We start from the raw sequence: 19244 nt of genomic DNA, 5'->3' as shown, positions 1-19244 counted from the left end.
TTGATTAATGGCCCGGAATCTTCACAGGAAGATTTCCAGGGGCCTCGACCTTCCCCAAATAATAACGCGCAGCCTGCTTTTGAAATTCAGCGAGGGGCGAATAAGCCAGTAGGATTTCGGCTGCTTGTGCACAGCCAGGTAAATTTAATACATATGGATTCCCCAGCAGGCATAGGGATACGTTGCGTTGTTCACAAAGTGTAACCAGAAAATCCGTAAACGATTTCGGCAGCCCAAAATTTCCGGCCGGTTTAAGTTTTGGCGGGGCCAGCACAAGGACAACTTCTGACTCATCGGGTAATGGCCAGCGGCTATCCTGTGAAAGGATACCCTGTTTATCCCATGAGATGCGCATACTATTCCCGAGATGCCCTGCACCGAGTTCGGATTCGAAAGGGCCCAGGTCTTCCCCGGCCAGGATCCAGGCACGTCTTGTAGTATCCCGTTCTGTAGTTCTTGTTTTAACAGCAGTCAAGGTCGCAGCAGCGAGGGCTTTCCGCAGGGCCCCCGGACTTTCAGGTTTGAGTTTCGGTTCATTCGAGTTGGGAGAGGATGTAGTGGTGTCCGATTGAAAAACGCGCTCTTTGAGTTTCCAGACTCGCGCGAAAGAATCTTCTAACCGTTGGGCTGTGATACTGTTCTTATCCCCATGCGACACTTTATCAGCAATAGCGGCAACGGATTGCTCCAGGTCCTCCACAAAACAAAGGATATCGTTCCCCGCATTGAGGGCCACGGCTGCTAACTCCCCGGGAGCCGCATAGCGCTTGCTTACGGCGTGCATATTCAGGGCATCGCTGACCACTACACCTCGAAACCCGAGCTTTCCGCGAAGCACATCCCGGATCATGGTAGGACTCAGGGTTGCCGGCAGCCCTGTAGGATCCAGGGAAGGCACGGTCAGGTGACCGGGCATGACACCCTCGATCCCTGCGCTTATCAGGGAGCGGAATGGCAATAGTTCTATCGCGTCCAGGGAGTCTGCAGATTTATCCAGGACCGGTAATTCGAGATGGGAGTCCGTGGCGGTATCGCCGTGACCCGGAAAGTGTTTGGCACATCCCAGGATTTCGGCCTGCTGCATCCCACGATAGAGCGAAACGGCATGTTGAGCTACATGATGGTGGTCGGCTCCAAAAGAACGATAGCCGATTACCGGATTGGCCGGGTTCAGGTTTACGTCGGCAACAGGTGCCAGATTCCAATGAATCCCAGCGGCCTTGCAGTCTAATCCCATCCTGAATCCCGTCCGCCTCACCAGTTCATGGCCGGGAGGAAGTGCCCCCAGGCACAATGCATAGGGATAGGCTTCTCCGTTCTCGAGTCGCATGGCAAGCCCCCATTCTGCATCGATAGCTATGAGCAGGGGGATTGCGGATGCCTTTTGGTAACGGGCAATCAGCTCTTTGAGGCGTCCCAGGCTATCCGGATTTACAGGCACCTCTTTTTCCCCTTCAAAATTCGTTGCTGCACTGGCCCGACTGTGGAAAAAACAGATGCCCCCGATACCCAATTCCCGTATCTGAGATTCCAATCGCTGAATCTCGTCTTCGCTGTCATTGACAAAAGCGGCGGGCATTAATAATTGCCCGATTTTTTGGGTTAAGGGGAGGGAATCAACAACGTCTTCGTAAGCTTGAATTGAGGTAGGCATCAGCGACTTTTTTTACCGAAATCCGGTGGGTATTGAATGTGTTTCAACAAGAAGAAAGCAGGCAGGGCTGCCAGGACTACCCAAACAAAAAAGCCACCATAGCCCAGCCATTGCTGGATATAACCGCTGATCATCCCAGGCAGCATCATCCCCAGCGCCATAAACCCGGTAGCCAGGGCGTAATGGGCCGTTTTAGCGGTGCCCTCCGCGATATATATCAGGTAGACCAGGAAGGCAGCAAAGCCAAATCCATATCCGAATTGCTCTACAATTACGGTGCCCGTAACAGCCCATAGCGAATCGGTTTGGGTCAGCGCCAGCAAAGCATACAGCGCATTGGGTAAGTTGAGCGAAAGGAGCATGGGCAGCATCCAGCGCTTGAGCCCGTCCCGGGAAATCAAAATTCCTCCCAAAATCCCCCCGATGGATAAGAAAACAATACCTATGGTCCCGTATATCGTCCCCACTTCTTCTGTGGCATAAGCGAGTCCACCCGCCCCGGAATCGTCTAACAGAAAAGGGGCCGCCATTTTTACCAGCTGCGATTCCCCGAGGCGATAGGTAAGGATAAAGGCGAGGGCCCAGCCGATATTTGGTTTGGCAAAGAAGCTGCCGAATACCTGGAGAAATCCTTCCGGACGCTCCCTTTTCCCATGGATTTCATAGGCCGGGGTAGCAAAAAAATTAACCGCAGTAAGTACCAGCATTAGTCCGGCAGTAGCTGTCATGGTCAGGGACCAGGCTTTTGCGTTGTCTCCATAATAGTTTTCCAGAAATCCGGCCAGTATTACAATTAAACCCTGACCGGTTACCATGGCCAGCCGATAAAAGGTGCTGCGTAAACCCACGAAAAAGGCCTGCTTTTTTTCGCTAAGTGCGATCATGTAATATCCGTCTGAGGCGATGTCGTTGGTAGCTGAGGCAAAGGCGGCCATCCAGAAACAGGCGAGGGAGGTAACCAGGAAAGACTTTGTAGGCAGGCTCAGCCCGACCCCGAGCATCGCCAAAGCCAGCAGCGCCTGCATTCCCAGAAACCAACGGCGTTTGGTTCCTTTGAGTTCGAGCAGCGGGCTCCAGAGGGGCTTAAGTACCCAGGGCAGATACAGCCAACTGGTATACAGCCCGATTTCCGCATTGCCAACCCCTAATTTCTTATAGAGAATAACCGATACGGTAACCACCAGTATGTAAGGGAGGCCCTGGGTAAAATAGAGGGTGGGAACCCACAACCAGGCGCGTTTGTCCTTTGGAATTTCAGCCATTGCCTAAAAATAACAAAACCCCGAACACAGTGGCCGGGGTTTGTTTAAAACTTGTGAGCGAGGTTGGCCGATCAGGTTAACCGCCATGAAGCCATCAGAAGTGGTGTCTGACAAATCCTTCCATCGCTTCGTATTCCGCCATGCCCAGGGCATTGTATTTTCTGGCGGTTTCCGTATTTCGCTGCTCTGCGCGCTGCCAGAATTCGCGTTCGTCATTGCCGGGGAACATGGCGCTATCCTTTTGGCTCTGGTGCTTGAAGATGGCGTTCTTTTTGCGTTCCATGTCTTTGGGACCGATGGGTACCGCCATTTCCATATCTGCGATGTCCCACTCCTGCCAGGCCCCGCGGTAGAGCCATACGTAACAGTCTTTTAACCACTCCGCTCCATCCTGTTTCAAGCGATCCAGGGCCTGGAAAACAATTTGCAAACAAACGCGGTGGGTTCCATGCGGATCAGAAAGGTCCCCGGCGGCAAAGATCTGATGCGGCTTGATCCGGTTTAATAAGTCGTATGTAAGTTGGATATCCGCCTCGGAGTGCGGTTTTTTCTTTACGGTTCCGGTCTCGTAAAACGGGAGATTCTGAAAATGGGCATTGGCCTCATCTACCCCGCAGTATCGACAGGCCGCCAGGGCCTCGCCCTTGCGGATTAATCCTTTGAACTGCTGGATTTCGGGGCTGTCTACCTCTCCTGGCTTCTTATTGGCCAGAAACTTGCGCACAGAGGTAAACTGCTCTTGCAGTTTTTCGCTTTGTTGCACCTCAGTTGCAAAATCCAGAAAGCGAATCACTTCATCGTCGAACACGGCGATATTTCCTGAAGTCTGGTAGGCCACATGTACCTCATGGCCCTGATCCACTAGTCGCAGCAAGGTACCTCCCATGGAGATAACGTCGTCGTCGGGATGGGGGCTGAAGATCAGGGATGTTTTGGGATAGGGGTCTTTACGCTCGGGACGTTGGCTGTCATCGGCATTGGGTTTTCCTCCGGGCCAACCCGTAATGGTGCGCTGCAGGGCATTGAATACCCGCAAGTTTATGTCTTCTGACGAACCGATTTCGGCAATCAGGTTCCCCATGCCGTATTCGTTGTAATCCTCATTGGTCAGTTTCAGGATGGCTTTATTCAATTTCTCAGAAAGCCAGATGGTTGCCCGTTTGATCAGTGCGTCGTTCCAGTCACATTCGCTCACCAACCAGGGGGTGGCTACCCGGGTCAGGGAGGAAGCCGCCGCCAGGTCGGTCATTACTTCACAATTCTCGTGGTTCTGAAGGAAGGTTGCCGGGACGGATTCCCGAATCTTACCTTCAACCGCCTGGCGGATAATGTCTGATTTACCTTCACCCCAGGCCATCAGGATAATCCTTTTCGCCGCGAGTATAGTCCCGACTCCCATGGTAATGGCTTTCTTGGGTACATTCTCCAGGCCAAAGAAGTCACTGGCTGCATCCAGTCGGGTCACCCTATCCAGGCGTACCATACGCGTTATGCTATTGAGTGAGGAACCTGGCTCGTTGAAACCGATATGTCCCGTACGACCAATCCCCAATACCTGAATGTCCAGGCCACCAGCCGCTTTGATTTTGGCTTCATACTCCTGACAAAAATCCCGTACTTCCTCCCGATCCAGTGTGCCATCAGGAATATGGATGTTTTCCTTTTTGATATCGATATGATCGAAGAGATGCTCCCGCATGAAGCGCACATAACTGTGGATGGAATCGGGCTCCATCGGAAAATACTCGTCCAGGTTAAAGGTGACCACGTTTTTAAAGCTCAGGCCTTCTTCCTGGTGGAAGCGAACCAAAAAGTCATACACCTTGGTAGGGGTGGAGCCTGTAGCCAACCCGAGAACTACTTTTTTTCCTTGTTTCTGGCGTTGACGGATTAATTCGGCGATTTCGTTGGCCACGGTGAAGGAGGCCAATTCTGAGTTCTCAAAAATCTGAGTGGGAATGCGCTCAAACTTTTGGGATTCCCGGTCCGTAGGGATTCCCAACTCGTGTACTGGATTTTCGGTAAGGGTCATAAGGATACTTTTAGCACTTGTTTCTGGGGCAAAGATAGAAAAATGCGCATATGTTTGCAGTTTTTTGCTGTTAATATTGCAATAAAATGCAATTAACTTAGTGTTAAGGAAGTTTAATGCGTAGAAAACAGCATAATCCTGAAATACCTATCTTTGTGCAAAATTCATGGAATGCTTAAGGAGGAAAGACAGCGCATCATCCTTGGGGAAGTAGACTTACACAACCGCATTCAGCTTACCGATATGGCTGAAATGCTGGATGTTAGTATTGATACCGTCCGTCGGGATGTGAAGGAATTGGACGCCCTACAAAAGCTTCAGAAAGTACATGGGGGAGCAGTTTCCCTGGGCTTTGTTGCACCTACCTCACCAGCCAATCACACCTATGCCCTGGACGAAAAGCGGCAGATTGCCGCAAAGGCAGTAGGCTTGCTCAAGGACGGAGGGGTCATATTTATAGATGGCGGGACAACCTGTTTGGAACTCGCCCGGCAGATTCCGGAAAAGCTAAGTCTCACCTGCTTTACACTCAGTTTGCCGGTTGCGCTGCAATTGCTTTCAAAACCCAGGGTTCGGGTAATCATGATTGGTGGGGAAATCTCGCGGGAAGCGCAAATCGCTACCGGAGCCAATGCCGTTCATGCCCTGGGCGACATTCGTGTCGATTATGGCTTTATCGGAACAGGCTATGTCGATGCCCTGCATGGGCTCACCGAGTTCGACTGGGAAGTAGTGCAGGTTAAGAAATCGGTTATTGCTGCTTCGCGAAAAGCCGTTTTACTTTGTATTTCAGAAAAACTGAATTCCCAGCATCGGTACCGCACCTGCGATATCAGTGCCATTAATACCCTGATAACTGAATTAGAACCGGAAAACAACCGCCTGAATCCTTTCCGATCGCGGGAGATACACCTTTTATAATCACAGTCAGAATTCATTGACTATGGCAGATTTCAAGAAAATTACCGAGCAGCCTTCCGCTTATGACCATTTGGAACAGACGGAAACAGCTACGCTATTGTATAATATGAACCGGGAAGATCAACGGGTGGCCCTCGCAGTTCGCGAAGTTATCCCAGCGATTACCGACCTGGTCGAAGCCCTTGTTCCCCGCTTCCTCAGTGGGGGGCGCCTGTTTTATATCGGAGCCGGAACCAGTGGCCGACTGGGTATCCTGGATGCCTCGGAAATTCCACCTACCTACGGAATGCCCTTCGATCGAGTAATCGGTTTGATCGCCGGTGGGGATGGCGCTATTCGCAAGGCGGTTGAGCACGCCGAGGACAATACAACCCAGGCGTGGAGGGACCTGGAGGCATGGAATATCGGGGCTAATGATGCCGTGGTGGGAATTGCTGCCTCGGGAACTACGCCCTACGTTTTGGGAGGAGTTCGCAAGGCCAGGGCAGAAGGATTACTCACTGCAGGGATCACCAATAACCCGGGTTCTCCACTGGCCGAGGCCGCGGAAATCCCCATTGAAGTGAATGTGGGGCCAGAGTTTGTTACCGGAAGTACCCGAATGAAATCAGGGACCTCCCAAAAACTGGTGCTCAATATGATCTCCACTGCCCTGATGATCCGGATTGGTCGGGTGGAGGGAAACCGCATGGTGCATATGCAGCTCAGCAACAACAAACTGATCGACCGGGGGACGCGCTATCTGATGGAAAGTCTGAAGCTTAGCTATGAGGACGCCGGCGAATTATTGAAGCAACACGGTTCCGTGCAAAAGGCCCTGGAAGCCTCGGGAAACTAAAAGGCTTATCGCGGCTCCAGCCGATAGATACCCTTCCCTTCTACTGCGACGTAAATAAACCCATCCGGACCCTGGATCACGTTGCGAACCCGGCCAATATTCTCCAATAGTTTTTCGCGTTTCGTTACCTGGTTTCCGGAAAGTTCAAGGCGTTCTAAATACTGGAATGAAAGCGAACCCACCAGGAGACTCCCCTGCCAGGCAGGATAGCTGTCGGAAGTAACAAAGGCCATTCCGCTTGGGGCAATGGAAGGGACCCAGTAATGGATCGGCTGCACTGTGCCTTCCATTTCGGTTTTATCCGTTATGGAGGTACCACTGTAATTAATGCCGTAGGTTACCAATGGCCAGCCATAGTTATTTCCCTTGCCAACAATATTGATTTCATCGCCTCCGCGAGGTCCGTGCTCATGGATCCAGACTGCGCCGGTTTCCGGGTGAATAGCCATACCCTGCGGATTTCGGTTTCCGTAGGTGAAGGCAGCAGTTTTGGCGCCGCTTTGCCCAACAAAAGGATTATCGTCGGGAATTCGGCCGTCGTCGTGGATACGGTAAACCTTTCCACCATCCCGGGTAATGTCCTGCGGATTCACATCCCGATTCCCGCGATCTCCAATGGTGAAATATAAATACCCGGCAGCGTCAAAGGCCAGGCGCGAACCAAAATGCTGACCTGCGGAACTGTTCGGGCTTCCTTTGTAGAGCACCTCAAGGTCGCTCAGGGAGTTTCCCTCGAGGCGAGCGCGGGCGATAGCCGTATGCCCACCGCTTCCAGAACCCGCATCAGAGGCGTAACTGAGGTAAATCCAGTTGTTTTCGCTAAAATTTGGATGAAGGATTACATCGAGGAGCCCACCTTGCCCCCGTAAATAAATATCATGTAGGCCGGAAATTTCTGACTTTTCCCCATTCCGGAAGCGAAAGAGCTGTCCGGATTTTTCTGTAATCAGCAAGCTGCCATCTGGCAAAAAGGCCATGCCCCATGGAATCTGTAGCTGATCGACGAACAACACGGCTTCAAAATTCGTTTCGGCCGGGGTTTGGATCTGATTTTCGGGATCCTGGGCGCATGAAATGGAAGTCAATACAACGAAAAAACAAACAAAAGCGATACTATTTCTCATGATGAATCGTTAGAAAAATAAGTTGAAATACAAGGTGGCGACACCTAAAGATACTGAGAATTATACGATAATATAACTACGCTAAGGAATCAAACGGCCCCCAAATCCCGCTGATTTCTGCACAAGACTTAACCTATGCTCCCAAGAAAGACCAGGCATCTTTGGTATGCTATGCTGGTGCTTCTTACCCTGGTTTGCGGCACCTCAGCTCTGGCTGGAAATGCTCTGTTTACATGGGTACCTTCCCTGGCGTTGTTTGAATCGTCAGAAAGTGCTTCAGCAGAGGCTTCTCCGGATCCTGACCAGTCTCAAAACTTCTTTTCGGCAACAAGCGAACAGTTCTTGGAACCGGCAGCGGCTCCCATGTTCATGACCATTATCCAGAATGCCGATGAGGAAGTAATCTGTAGTGATAACGGATTTACCATTGCCCGGTTTAACCTGTGTGGGGACAGCGATAACCGAACCATTTCCCTGGGCGGAATGCCCGGACCTTACCAATGGCAGCAGTTGGTTCCTACGGGAGCGTGTACCTACGATGTCAATGAAGACTGTCCGCCTATTATCGGAAATGAGTGTAATTCCTCCTGGCAAACCGTCGGGACCAATTCCACATTTACGCTCAACGCAGCCTCTATCTCAGCAGCCAACGGTGCTGAATTCCGTGTTCGTGGGAGCGATGGCGTTTATTACTACTTCAAGGTTAAGAAGAGTACCATTACCCAGACCTACGTTAAGCGGGATTTTATCTGTGGGGTACCGGGACGTATCCAGGTAACCAACCTGTCCAGTGCTTACGAATTCAGCGTAGATTCCGGAGCTGGCTTTGGACCATGGCAAGCTTCTCCGATTTTCGACAATCTGACTCCCGGGACGTATATCGTTAAGGCCCGCCTGCAGAATACCACCAACACCTGTGAGTATCCTTATGAGCCCATCGTTATTGACCAATTGGATATCGATATCGATGTAACCTTTGTAGATGCCCAGTGTTTTGGGGAAACAGGGAGCATTACCGTAAACGTGGGCAATGTGCCCGGACCGTACCGCTATACCTTATTGGATGCCAGCGGCGTGCCCTTGGAGTTCACCACCTTTATCCCGAATAACCCCTACACCTTTGCGGCTGTAGGTTTTGGCACTTATAGTGTTCAAGTCGAAACCCAGCAATGTACCGGGGATCCGGGTCTTGGGATTCCGCCACCTCAGCAAAGTCTGGATACCGGGGGGAACCCGATTGTCATTGGAAACGGATTGGCGCCACTTAATGCTTCGACCGAGGTTAACGAGAGCTTAAGCACGGATCCGGTTTGTGGGGCCAACGATGTAGACATCATTGTTCGTACCGATGGGGGAGCTGGTCCGTATACCTTTACCGTAAGCGATGGAGGAAATTCAGGAGGAAGCTATACCGGGCAAACGACTTATAACGTAACCACACCAGGCGTCTATGACTTTTTTATAACCGATGCCAACGGATGTACCACAACAGCTACGGCAAGTGTGGAATTGCTTTCTCCACCGAACGTAACCGCAAGCGGAACGGACGGAGATTGTAACAGCGGTGCCCAGATTACCGTGAATATCATAGACCCTATGGGATATAACCTGCAATTTCGTGCAGACCCTGCCGATCCCTGGTCTACCAATCCTGTACTGACCGTTCCGGACGGAACCTACAACCAAATTCAGGTGTTGTATGAACAGGGTGCCTTTAGTTGTATCTATACCATTCCAACCTCGATTTCGGTAACCAATGTGGGTGCCATTGTCGGGGATGCCGTCAAAATACAGGACCGCCTGTGTGATGGAGCCGGTGGTGTAGATGGCGGTATTATCCAATTCCAGGGACCCTATTCCGGAGGATCCGGTAGCGGCTATGAATTTAGTATCGATGGGGTGAATTTCTCAACCCAGGAAACGTATACCAACCTGGCAACGGGAACGTATACACCTATTATCCGCGATGCAGGAGGATGTCGCCTGGAGCTCACGCCGATCACCATCCTGGATGTTGATCCGCCTACTGACCTGGATTTTGCCCAGCTGGCTATTGATTGTACTGCCGGGACTACGGACGTGCAACTCACCCCTACCAGTAATGCGGCTATAGTGCTATATGAAGTCATTAGCCCGGTGAGCATCAACAATGGCGGTAGCGATACCTTTGCCGGCCTCAACGTCAATACTTCGTATACCTTCCGGATCACCGACGCCAATGGCTGTTGGTATGAGGAGAGTTTTACCCCTGCTGTTATCAGTACAATTCGAGCCCGGGTTCAATCGGGTGGTGACCTTCGCGTCTGTACGGGAGCAACGGACGGGAGCGGAACCTTCCTGATCGACGGGTTCAACAACAACTATACCTACAATATCAATGGGGGCGCGGAAGTAGGTCCACAAAACAATGCAACGGTAACGCTTCCTCCTTCAGGAGCCGGATCGTACACCATTACCGTAACGGATGCCGATACCGGCTGCCAGGATACTGCAACGCTGGTTATCGAAGAACCACCCAGCCCATTGAACCTTACCGGAAATGTGACAGCGATGAGCTGTACCAACGGAAATATCGGTAGGGTAGTGGCTACCGCATCAGGAGGATGGGGTACCTATCGCTATAGCCTGGAGTTACCCAGCGGTGCTGTGCAGGGGCCAAAAAGTGGAAGAACTTTTGGTAACCTGACCCAGACGGGTACCTATATCCTGTCTGTGGAAGATGCCGAGGGTTGTGTGGAAACCTTCAGCTTTGACCTGACCCCGATCGACTCCCCGACCATCGCCCTGGATCCGGGAAGCATTGATTACTGCTATGTTCCGGGCACCGGAGCTACCCTGGCGGTAACCTCCACTGCGGGTACAGCGGCCATTGGAACGCACCAATATCGAATCAACGGCGGGCCCCTGCAGGGAAGCCCCGTATTCACCGGTCTTAATCCCGGGAACTACACCATCGAAGTCGTGGATGGAAACAACTGTAGTGCTACGGTAACGGCTACCATCAATAACCAGCTTCGCGCGAGCGCAAATATTATTGCCGAGATTCCTTGTGGCGGTGCCGACGGGGAGATCGAAGTTCGCGCTTGGGGCGGTTATCTGGCCGGAGCAGGACCAAAGCAGTACGAAGTTAGTTCGGACAATGGAGGGACGTTTGGAGCCCCGCAACCGCTGGTTTCCAATACCTTTTCCTATTTCACTACGGTTCCCGGAGACTATGTTTTCCGAATTACCGATAACCAGGGCTGCGTTGCACTTACCCAACCCGTAACCCTGAATCCTCCGGCGAATATTGATCCGGCCAGCGTTAGTGTAACTCCTGCCAGTTGTGGGCAAACCGACAATGGTATCGTACGCATAACCCCTGATGCCACTAGTGGTATTCCACCTTATGAAATTAGTTTTGATGGCGGGCCTTTCGGGGATCAAACCGTTTTCTCCAACCTGAATGCCGGACAGACCTATTCTTACGTGGTCCGGGACTCCAGGGGATGTGAAACCGTTCCTGCCAGTGTTATTATCCCACTCGATGGTACGCCTCCGCCGGATGCTACCGTTCCGGATGTAGTGGCCACCTGCCTCACGGGTGTGGTCGAAGCCAGTATTCAGGTTACCGCGGTTAGCGGAGGAACTCCGGATTACACCTATATCCTCCAGGATCAGTTTGGAGTGGAAATCGAGCGTATTGGCCCCACAGCCAGTACCTCAGAATCTTTTACGGCCCAGGCTGTAGGATCTTACCGAGTAGTCACCATAGACGCCCTGGGATGCCGGGACGAAGATGTGGTGGAAATTACCCAGACCTCATTAGACGTGGTTCCTGATCCCGTGGTCGCTCCGGTTTGTTCCCCAGGCGGATTTACCAATACTGTTGAAATTGTTGGAGGTGTCGGACCTTTCCTGATCCGCCTTGCCAATGATCCCAACCCTCCTGTAAGCCCGAACAGCCCACCGCGTCGCCATACCTTTAGCGGCCTGCAGTTTGGGGTTACCTATACCGTAGAGGTTACCGACCAGGGAACCGGCTGTGTATATCTGGAAGAGATCGACCCGGTAGACGGCCCGAACCCCCTTGATGTAACCGCAACCTCGACCCCCGGATTCTGCGATGCCAACCGTTTTGGACAGATCATCTATAACGTAGATGGCTTTGTCGGCGGAGCTGGATCCAATCTGTTGATCGAGTTGTTGAACGATGACGACGGTACCCGTATCGTGTTGGAAAACCCAACCGGTGTTTCGCCTGTATACAGCAACACCTATGAAACCCTGCCGGGGAACTACCAGATTATTGTTACAGACCTGACCGATGACTGTACGGCTGCTGTGCCGATAACCATTGATCAGAATCTGCCTTCTATTCAAATTGTGGCAGAAGATCCCGCCAATTGTAACGCCCTTGGACAGTTTACCGTGCAAGGTTCCGGAGGAGATGGTGGTCCCTACACCTTTGCCTATATGGATACCGGTGTAAGTCCGACCCCCGGGGATTATACTACGGAAACGACCTTTGTGGGCCCAGCAGGAAACTATGATGTCTACGTTATGGATTCCAGCGGGTGTACCTCTTTTGCCATCGGTACGATTATAAACCTGGCCCCGGACTTGCCTGCACCTACATTCATTGTGGAGAACCAATGCGACGTAACTTCTACGAGTTTCGACATTCTGGTGCGTATGCCTTCCACCGTGGATACCCCGCGATTTACCCTTAATGGTAATGAGCAATTTGGTGTACTGAATGGCGCCTTCTGGGAATATACCTTTACGGTTGGATCCCCTGGGGATTATACCGTGGATGTTATCGACGCCGACGGCTGTACCAGCCAGGGTGTGGCCACAGTTTATGAATTCCTGATTGCCAACGGCGGGTTTACCACAGATCCATCCTGTAATGTCGCCGATGGGGAAATAACGGTAACGACTACTGGCGGTAGCGGAGATTTCAACTTTGAATTGCGCGATGGCGCCGGTACCTATATCGACGATAATAATACGGGGATATTTACCGGATATGCCCCCGGAGATTACGAAGTTTTAGTTACCGATAATCTCGTAGTGGATATCAGCGGGAACTGTACCTTCCTTGTGGATAATATTTACCTGGAACCTGCCATTCCTCCTGTATTGGATACTCCGATTGTAGCCAATATCAGCTGTAACGGTGCTGACGACGGAGCTATCGACGTGCAACTTCAGGCGGGAACAGATGTGGATACCCCCATGCTGTTTACCCTCTATAATGCGGGTACTTCCACCATTGTCCAACAAAATGCCTCAGGTTCGTTCACAGGTCTTGCTCCGGGATTCTACGATGTTACCGTCGTTAGTGCGCGGGATTGTGAAGACCGAATCGACGATATTGAAATTGAAGAACCTCCGATTTTCTCAATAACCGCTTCGGCCCCTGATTTTGCTTGTGAGCCAGGAGCTAACCGCTACAGCTCAACGATTGTTACGGTAAACGTCGTGGATCCAGGAACACCGGGTTATCAATATAGCCTTACCGGTTTTGAAAATTACCAGACCGGGAACACCTTTGAGGTAGTCGATAACGGGAGCCCGCAAACCATTACGGTCTATGCTATCGATGCCAATGGATGCCAGGACAGCTTTACGCTGCCAGTGCTTAACCCGCCTACTGATGTGATTCCTACCTTAAGTGTGGTTTCGGCCCTGACCTGTACGGATCCGGAACGCATCCGCGTCGATGTAGTGGGTACGAATGACTTTACCCTTTCGGTAGCCAATGGACCTGCCGCAGTAGCGCCGGTTACGAACTCAGGAGGAAATAGCTTCGTGGAGATGGACTTGCCTGTTGCCGGGGGATACCTGCTGGAAATCACCGATAATATTGCAGGTTGTAGCTATCCGTTGCCCTTACACGTAGTGGTAGACCCCATTTATCCGATCGCTACAATAACCGAGGCAGCTCCTGTGACCTGTGCGGTCCCTGGAAACGATGGCGCCCTATTCATCGAAGTAACCGATTATACCGGGGTCTACACCTATGAGGTATTCCAGATCGATACCGGTGGAAACCGCATTGCCCCTGCCGTAACGACAGGGAGCTTCGATACGGCAAATTTCCCGGATCTGGCCGGAGACCCTGCCCGGATTACCGGACTTGCCGCTGGAAACTATATCGTCGATATTGTATCGGTAGATAGCCCGGGTTGCCCGGCGTCTTCTAATCTGGCAACAGTGCGCGGCCCCAATGGTCCGTTGGTACCCGTCGCGGTGGAAGAAGGCAATGTTAGCTGTAATGATAATCAAGGGGTAATTGTCGCTTCCGCTACTGGTGGATGGGACAACCAACCTTACGAATACCGACTCTTACTGGACGACGGTACCGGTACCTATAACGAGGTCGTGGCCTTCTCCAACAATGATCGCTTTGAGAACCTGTCCAGTGGTAACTACCGCGTTGAGGTACGCGATGTAGAGGGATGTGCGGAAACTGTAGATATCGTTTTGGCTCCGATTCCTCCGATTCTTGTAGGGATCCGCGAACCTCAGGCCCTGGTTTGTCCAGGAGGAAATAACGCCGTGCTGGAAGCCTATGATCCTGCCTCAGGAGATGCGATCACTGGTTTAGCCGGTGCCTCCGGAGGAGTTCCGGGATCGGGTTACCTCTACCAATTGATCTACCTGGGAAGTAATGACATTACCGACGAATTATCCCGTAGCGGACTACAGGGTAGCCCTACCTTTGCCGGTCCTTCCGGAGAGGGGTATATCAGTACCGGCTGGTACGCCATTGAAGTATCCTCTACTTTTGACTGTGTAGGAGTTACCGCACCTTATTTTGTAAATCCTCCTCCACCTGTATCGCCCAATTTGGTACAGGTCAGAGCTCCCGGATGTGGAGGTGCAGGTCAGATGCGCCTGACGATAACGAATCCTGAGCCCGGTTTTGATTACGAGTACCGCTCTGCTTCGGCTGCCCCATCAGATCCATTTATATCTATGGGAGCAGGGATTACTTCGGTGCTGATCAATGGAGGACCTGGTTTTTATCAGTTCGATGTGCGTAAGGTTAGTGCAGCCAATACCTGTGACGTTGTTCGCGGAAACGGTCTTACCCTGATCGATGCACAAGACCTGGATTTGGTGGCCAACCTGCCAGACGATATTAGTTGTGCGAATGAAATTGATGGGCGAATTGAATCCTTTGCCTCCGGGGGAGTTGGAAACAACCAGTTCATTCTCTATGCCGGAGATCCGGGTGCTGATCCGTTCAACCCGCTTCCTGGTGCTGTGGTGGTGCGTGGACCGCAGGCCGACGGAACCTTTGAAGGCCTGCCGGAGGGAACCGATTACTATATCGCGGTTACCAGTGGCACCACTTGTGGTGACATTGAAGGACCCCTGACCATTCAACGTCCGGCCCCGATAGTATTTAATACCACGACTACGGCGGTGAGTTGTTCCGGAGAGGACGATGGTACAATTACCGTTGAGGTTACCAGCGGGGGAGAAGGCCTGCTACAGTTTGCCATAGAACCCAATTTCAATGAGTTCTTCAGCGATCCGGCCACTCCTGGTGTCTACACCTTTACGGACCTGGAAGGTGCTCCTGCGCCTGGTCGTGCCTACGACATCCTGATCCAGGACGAGCAGGGTTGTTCTGAGCTTACTACTGTGTTCGTAGTAGAACCGACACCACTGGATATGGATGCAGTCACTACCGATGAAACCTGTGAAGGTTTTGCCGATGGAACGGCCCAGGTGACCATTACCGGGGGAACGCCTTTTGTAGACGCCTTGGGCGTGTCGTATTACGAGACCAGTCTCAACTCTAACGACGATGCCGATTTTATCCGCAATGATGCCTTGTTCTACGACAATTTACCAGGAGGAACCTCTTATGTAGTCTTCGTTCGGGATGCCAATGGCTGTACCGCGAACATTGTCTTCGATGTGGAGATCGGGGTGAATTTGAATGCCGAAGCCATCCCGCAATACGGGTGTGATGGAATCTTCCCGAATAACTTTACTGAAGTAGTCCTGGAGGATAGCAGTATGAGTTCCCAGGTTCTCTATGCCCTGGATCCTGTGGATCCTACAGATGCAATTACATCCCTGGCATCCGACGTACGCAGCTGGGGGGATTTACCAGCGGGTGATCATATCGTTTACCTGTACCATGCCAATGGGTGTACCACCTTTGTAGAGTTTACCATTGACGATTACCAGCCCCTTACCCTGGATGCCATCCAGAGCGGACCAAACGAAATCACGGCAACGGCCAGTGGCGGTTTCGGGGGGTATGAGTACTTCTTCAATGGACAGTCGCAGGGAACGGATAACATATTCACGATAAACTTCGACTCCACTGTAAATATCGAAGTACGGGATTCCCAGGGTTGTCGCGTTATGATCGCCTTCCCCTTCGACTTTGAAGGTATGGTGGAATTCCCGAACTATTTTACCCCTGACGGGGATAACATGAACGATGTCTGGGCACCGCTGAATCGCGAATTCTTCCCGAACATTGAGATCATTATTTACGATCGATACGGCCGGGTGGTGGCCATCCTGGACCAGGTTAAGAACTGGGATGGAAATTATAACGGGAAGCCAGTTCCCACGGGAGATTACTGGTATGTAGTCAATGCCAACGACAATGAAAAACAGCAATATGTCGGGCACTTTACCCTGTATCGCTAAAGCATTAAACGAGGAGCATGCGTTAAAGCCGGTGTCCCCAACCTGGGGGGCGCCGGTTTTACATTTTAAGCATAAAAAAAGCCACCCTTAGCCGGGTGGCTTCCTTCTTTAGGTCTTCAAGAATTTAGTCAACCAACTCTACGTTGACTGCGTTCATTCCTTTTTTACCACGCTCAACTTCAAATTGAACATGGTCGTCCTCACGGATCTCGTCGATTAGACCACTCATGTGGACAAAAATATCTTCGTCTGAACCTTCGGCTTTGATAAATCCAAATCCCTTGGAGTTATTGAAGAATTTTACTTTTCCTTTTTGCATTGTACTAGTTACTATTAAATAATGCTGCCATACATTTTAGAGCAGCAGGTTTTCCCGGCGCAAAACGGTTGCGCTTGTTGGATTAAGAAATATTGATGGCGAAAAAAAGAGGAGTCTTAGGTACTGTTTCGTCTGAGCGACTACTGGGTCTTGTGGACTACTAAGTTAGTAGCAATCTGAATTTCAAGGGTCAAAGGTAGATTAAGTTTTGATACCAATTGCCAATTCGGTGTTAAATACTTAAAATTATTTTTTCTGCCTAATCGGGTTCACTATTAGCCCCTTGATTACAGGGCTATTGGATTCCCTATTTTGCTTCAAAATCAGTGCACATCCACTCCGTATAATTAATAGAATATTATATCTTTGCAAGCCGAAATACAACCGGGATGTGGCGCAGTCTGGTAGCGTACGCGCATGGGGTGCGCGTGGTCGCTGGTTCGAATCCAGTCATCCCGACCAAGAAAAGCCAAGCGAGAAATCGCTTGGCTTTTTCATTTCTGAAACGCGTCAAAAGCTTGCTTTTGTAAGCGGGTAAGAAATGAAAAAGACTGCCGGCCGTGAAGGCCGGCTTGGCTTTTCTTGAGACAACCCCCACCTCTGGATCACGCGAACGCAAGTGAGCGTAATCCAGTTCTTCGCTTAGACCGGCTTGGCTTTTTTGTTTGCGGGAAGCCACGAATCACCCGACCGGCATTGAGCGTAATCCATGGCCTTTTGCAGACTCAGGAGTCTCAATTCTGATCCCGAATTCCGGCATCAAAACGCAACACGAAATTCGTGCCTTTGTTTGGCGCACTTTCACAGATCATTTCTCCACCGTTCATTTCCACAAAATCGCGGGCAATTATCAGACCGAAACCCGTCCCTTTCTCTCCCTGGGTACCTAATTTGGTTTGCGGCTTTGGAGCATCACTAAGCTTATTAAACCATTCGGGATCCATTCCCATACCGAAGTCCCTTACCCCAATTTCCACCTTGTCGGCTTGCTTGCGCGACCACAATACTACTTGTTGACCGCTAGCACTGAATTTTATGGCATTGGAGGTGAGGTTACGCAAAATGACCTTAAGCGTTTCTTCATCGATATATAATTCGGGATGGGAGGAGTCGATGACAATTTCGATGTCCTTATCAGAAGCGATTCTTTGGAACTCATTTTGAATCGAAGTAAGTACTTCCGACAGATTACATTGCGTCTTATTCAGTTTCACACCTTCTAGCTGGGTATATGACCAATGAAGCAATCCATTGACCATGCTTATGCGATCAGAGAGCTCGGTCCCCAGCTTTTCGGTTATTTGTTTCGCTTCTCCGTCGGCCAGTTCCTCCTGGATTAGCCCCAGGATAGCTTTCACATTATTTAATGGACCCCGAACATCGTGGGTAAGCAAGGAGAAAAGTTTATTCTTTAGCTGATTTACTTCTTCCAATTCCTCATTCTGTGCTTCTAGCTTTTCATTGGCAATTTGAAGGCTCCTGGTTTGTTTGTCGACTTCGCTTTGGAGTCTTTTATTGGTCGCGATCTGTAAAGCCAGGTTTTCATCCTCAATAGTTCTGAACTTTATCCCGACCAGGATGGAAAAAAGGATCATCTGGAGGCATATAAGTACAGCCGTAATCAGAATAATATGTGACGCATCAAATTCAGTTTGACGTTTTAGGAACCAGGTTCCTATGTAGAGGATTGCCGCCAGTAGAATTGGGGCGTTGGCATATAAATAGTATCGGTTAAGGCTTTGGGCGCGAAACAGCCAAATACCGGCAAAAAGATTAAGGAGTACGGCAATCATGGCAGTGATCGCAGCTGTCATGACTAAAAAGCTATTCAGCCAGGCTATTTGAGTCAATAACTCATTCAGTACATGTAATACTGGAAGGGTCAGGGTTGTGCCTATTAATACAGCATACAGCGATGCCAGTTTTGGATAGCTTGGCTTCTCAATATTCAGGTACTCCCGGGTAAAAATCAATAATCCGAATGTAATGAGCATTGCGGTGATCAGGGAAATTTTGTCCGCAAGGAAAACGCTGCCAAAACCCAGGGTCCCACTGGCCACAAATTTTAAACTCCAATGGAGTGTGAGTCCTACTATAAGGATGAAATAATATCCCAGCAGGCGATGTTTTAAAACTAAATATGACAGCAGGTGATAGATGCCAAATACGCCAAAAATGGCGGGAAATATGGCTGAAGAGAGTGTTTTTAAACTTAACTCAGTCATTACTATCGAAGGATTACTTAAACCTACGTCATATCACGGAAAAAGGCAAATCCAAACGGTTACTTAAGGTATTGCTCCCAACGAAATTCACCTGGTTTCTCCCTTAATTTCAACACTAAAACCCCGCACTTAATCCGAATCGCTCCCCCTTCTAAAACGCCCGAAAACAGGACTCCAAAACCCCAGAAAAGCCCTTTCA

Annotated in this window: 9 protein-coding genes and 1 tRNA gene; 4 read left to right on the top strand and 6 right to left on the bottom strand. The window is 50.6% G+C overall.

The window, feature by feature from the left end:
* Window positions 1–4: 4 nt before the first annotated feature.
* The 3 genes from BM318_RS01015 to nagB all read right to left on the bottom strand — a co-directional run bounded on the left by BM318_RS01015 (window position 5) and on the right by nagB (window position 4948).
* On the bottom strand, window positions 5–1654 hold the full coding sequence (locus tag BM318_RS01015; RefSeq protein ID WP_092979969.1) for a glycoside hydrolase family 3 protein: 1650 nt from the start codon (window positions 1652–1654) through the stop codon (window positions 5–7).
* Entirely contained in the window at window positions 1654–2916 is a 1263-nt protein-coding gene (locus tag BM318_RS01010; RefSeq protein ID WP_092979967.1) for an MFS transporter, read from the bottom strand. The genes BM318_RS01015 and BM318_RS01010 overlap by 1 nt, the downstream gene beginning before the upstream one ends.
* Window positions 2917–3010: 94 nt before the next feature.
* Window positions 3011–4948: a glucosamine-6-phosphate deaminase gene (gene nagB / locus BM318_RS01005; protein WP_092979965.1), complete on the bottom strand. Its 1938-nt coding sequence runs from the start codon at window positions 4946–4948 to the stop codon at window positions 3011–3013.
* A 171-nt stretch (window positions 4949–5119) separates the two neighbouring features.
* Here nagB and BM318_RS01000 point away from each other — a divergent pair, with 171 nt between their 5' ends.
* Both BM318_RS01000 and BM318_RS00995 read left to right on the top strand, forming a co-directional pair.
* Window positions 5120–5869, top strand: a complete 750-nt coding sequence (locus BM318_RS01000) for a DeoR/GlpR family DNA-binding transcription regulator (protein WP_092979963.1) — start codon at window positions 5120–5122, stop codon at window positions 5867–5869.
* Window positions 5870–5891: 22 nt separating this feature from the next.
* Entirely contained in the window at window positions 5892–6707 is an 816-nt protein-coding gene (locus BM318_RS00995) for an N-acetylmuramic acid 6-phosphate etherase (protein ID WP_092979961.1), read from the top strand.
* Window positions 6708–6712: 5 nt separating this feature from the next.
* On the opposite strand, the gene BM318_RS00990 is transcribed toward BM318_RS00995, so the two are convergent.
* Complete coding sequence (locus BM318_RS00990; protein WP_092979959.1) at window positions 6713–7831, bottom strand: PQQ-dependent sugar dehydrogenase; 1119 nt, start codon at window positions 7829–7831, stop codon at window positions 6713–6715.
* Between the two features lie 135 nt (window positions 7832–7966).
* Here BM318_RS00990 and BM318_RS00985 point away from each other — a divergent pair, with 135 nt between their 5' ends.
* Window positions 7967–16501, top strand: a complete 8535-nt coding sequence (locus BM318_RS00985) for a T9SS type B sorting domain-containing protein (RefSeq protein WP_092979958.1) — start codon at window positions 7967–7969, stop codon at window positions 16499–16501.
* Window positions 16502–16625: 124 nt separating this feature from the next.
* On the opposite strand, the gene BM318_RS00980 is transcribed toward BM318_RS00985, so the two are convergent.
* Entirely contained in the window at window positions 16626–16820 is a 195-nt protein-coding gene (locus tag BM318_RS00980; RefSeq protein WP_092979957.1) for a cold-shock protein, read from the bottom strand.
* Between the two features lie 385 nt (window positions 16821–17205).
* Between BM318_RS00980 and BM318_RS00975 the strand changes: the two genes are divergently transcribed.
* Window positions 17206–17282: transfer RNA gene (locus BM318_RS00975), tRNA-Pro, on the top strand.
* Between the two features lie 272 nt (window positions 17283–17554).
* Here the strand turns inward: BM318_RS00975 and BM318_RS00970 are convergent.
* Window positions 17555–19045, bottom strand: coding sequence for a sensor histidine kinase (locus BM318_RS00970; RefSeq protein ID WP_092979955.1), 1491 nt, complete (start codon window positions 19043–19045; stop codon window positions 17555–17557).
* Window positions 19046–19244: the final 199 nt, after the last annotated feature.

The sequence above is a fragment of the Robiginitalea myxolifaciens genome, from assembly GCF_900115205.1.
GTDB classification, from domain to species: Bacteria; Bacteroidota; Bacteroidia; order Flavobacteriales; family Flavobacteriaceae; genus Robiginitalea; species Robiginitalea myxolifaciens.
This window is presented reverse-complemented; position numbering and strand designations above follow the sequence as displayed.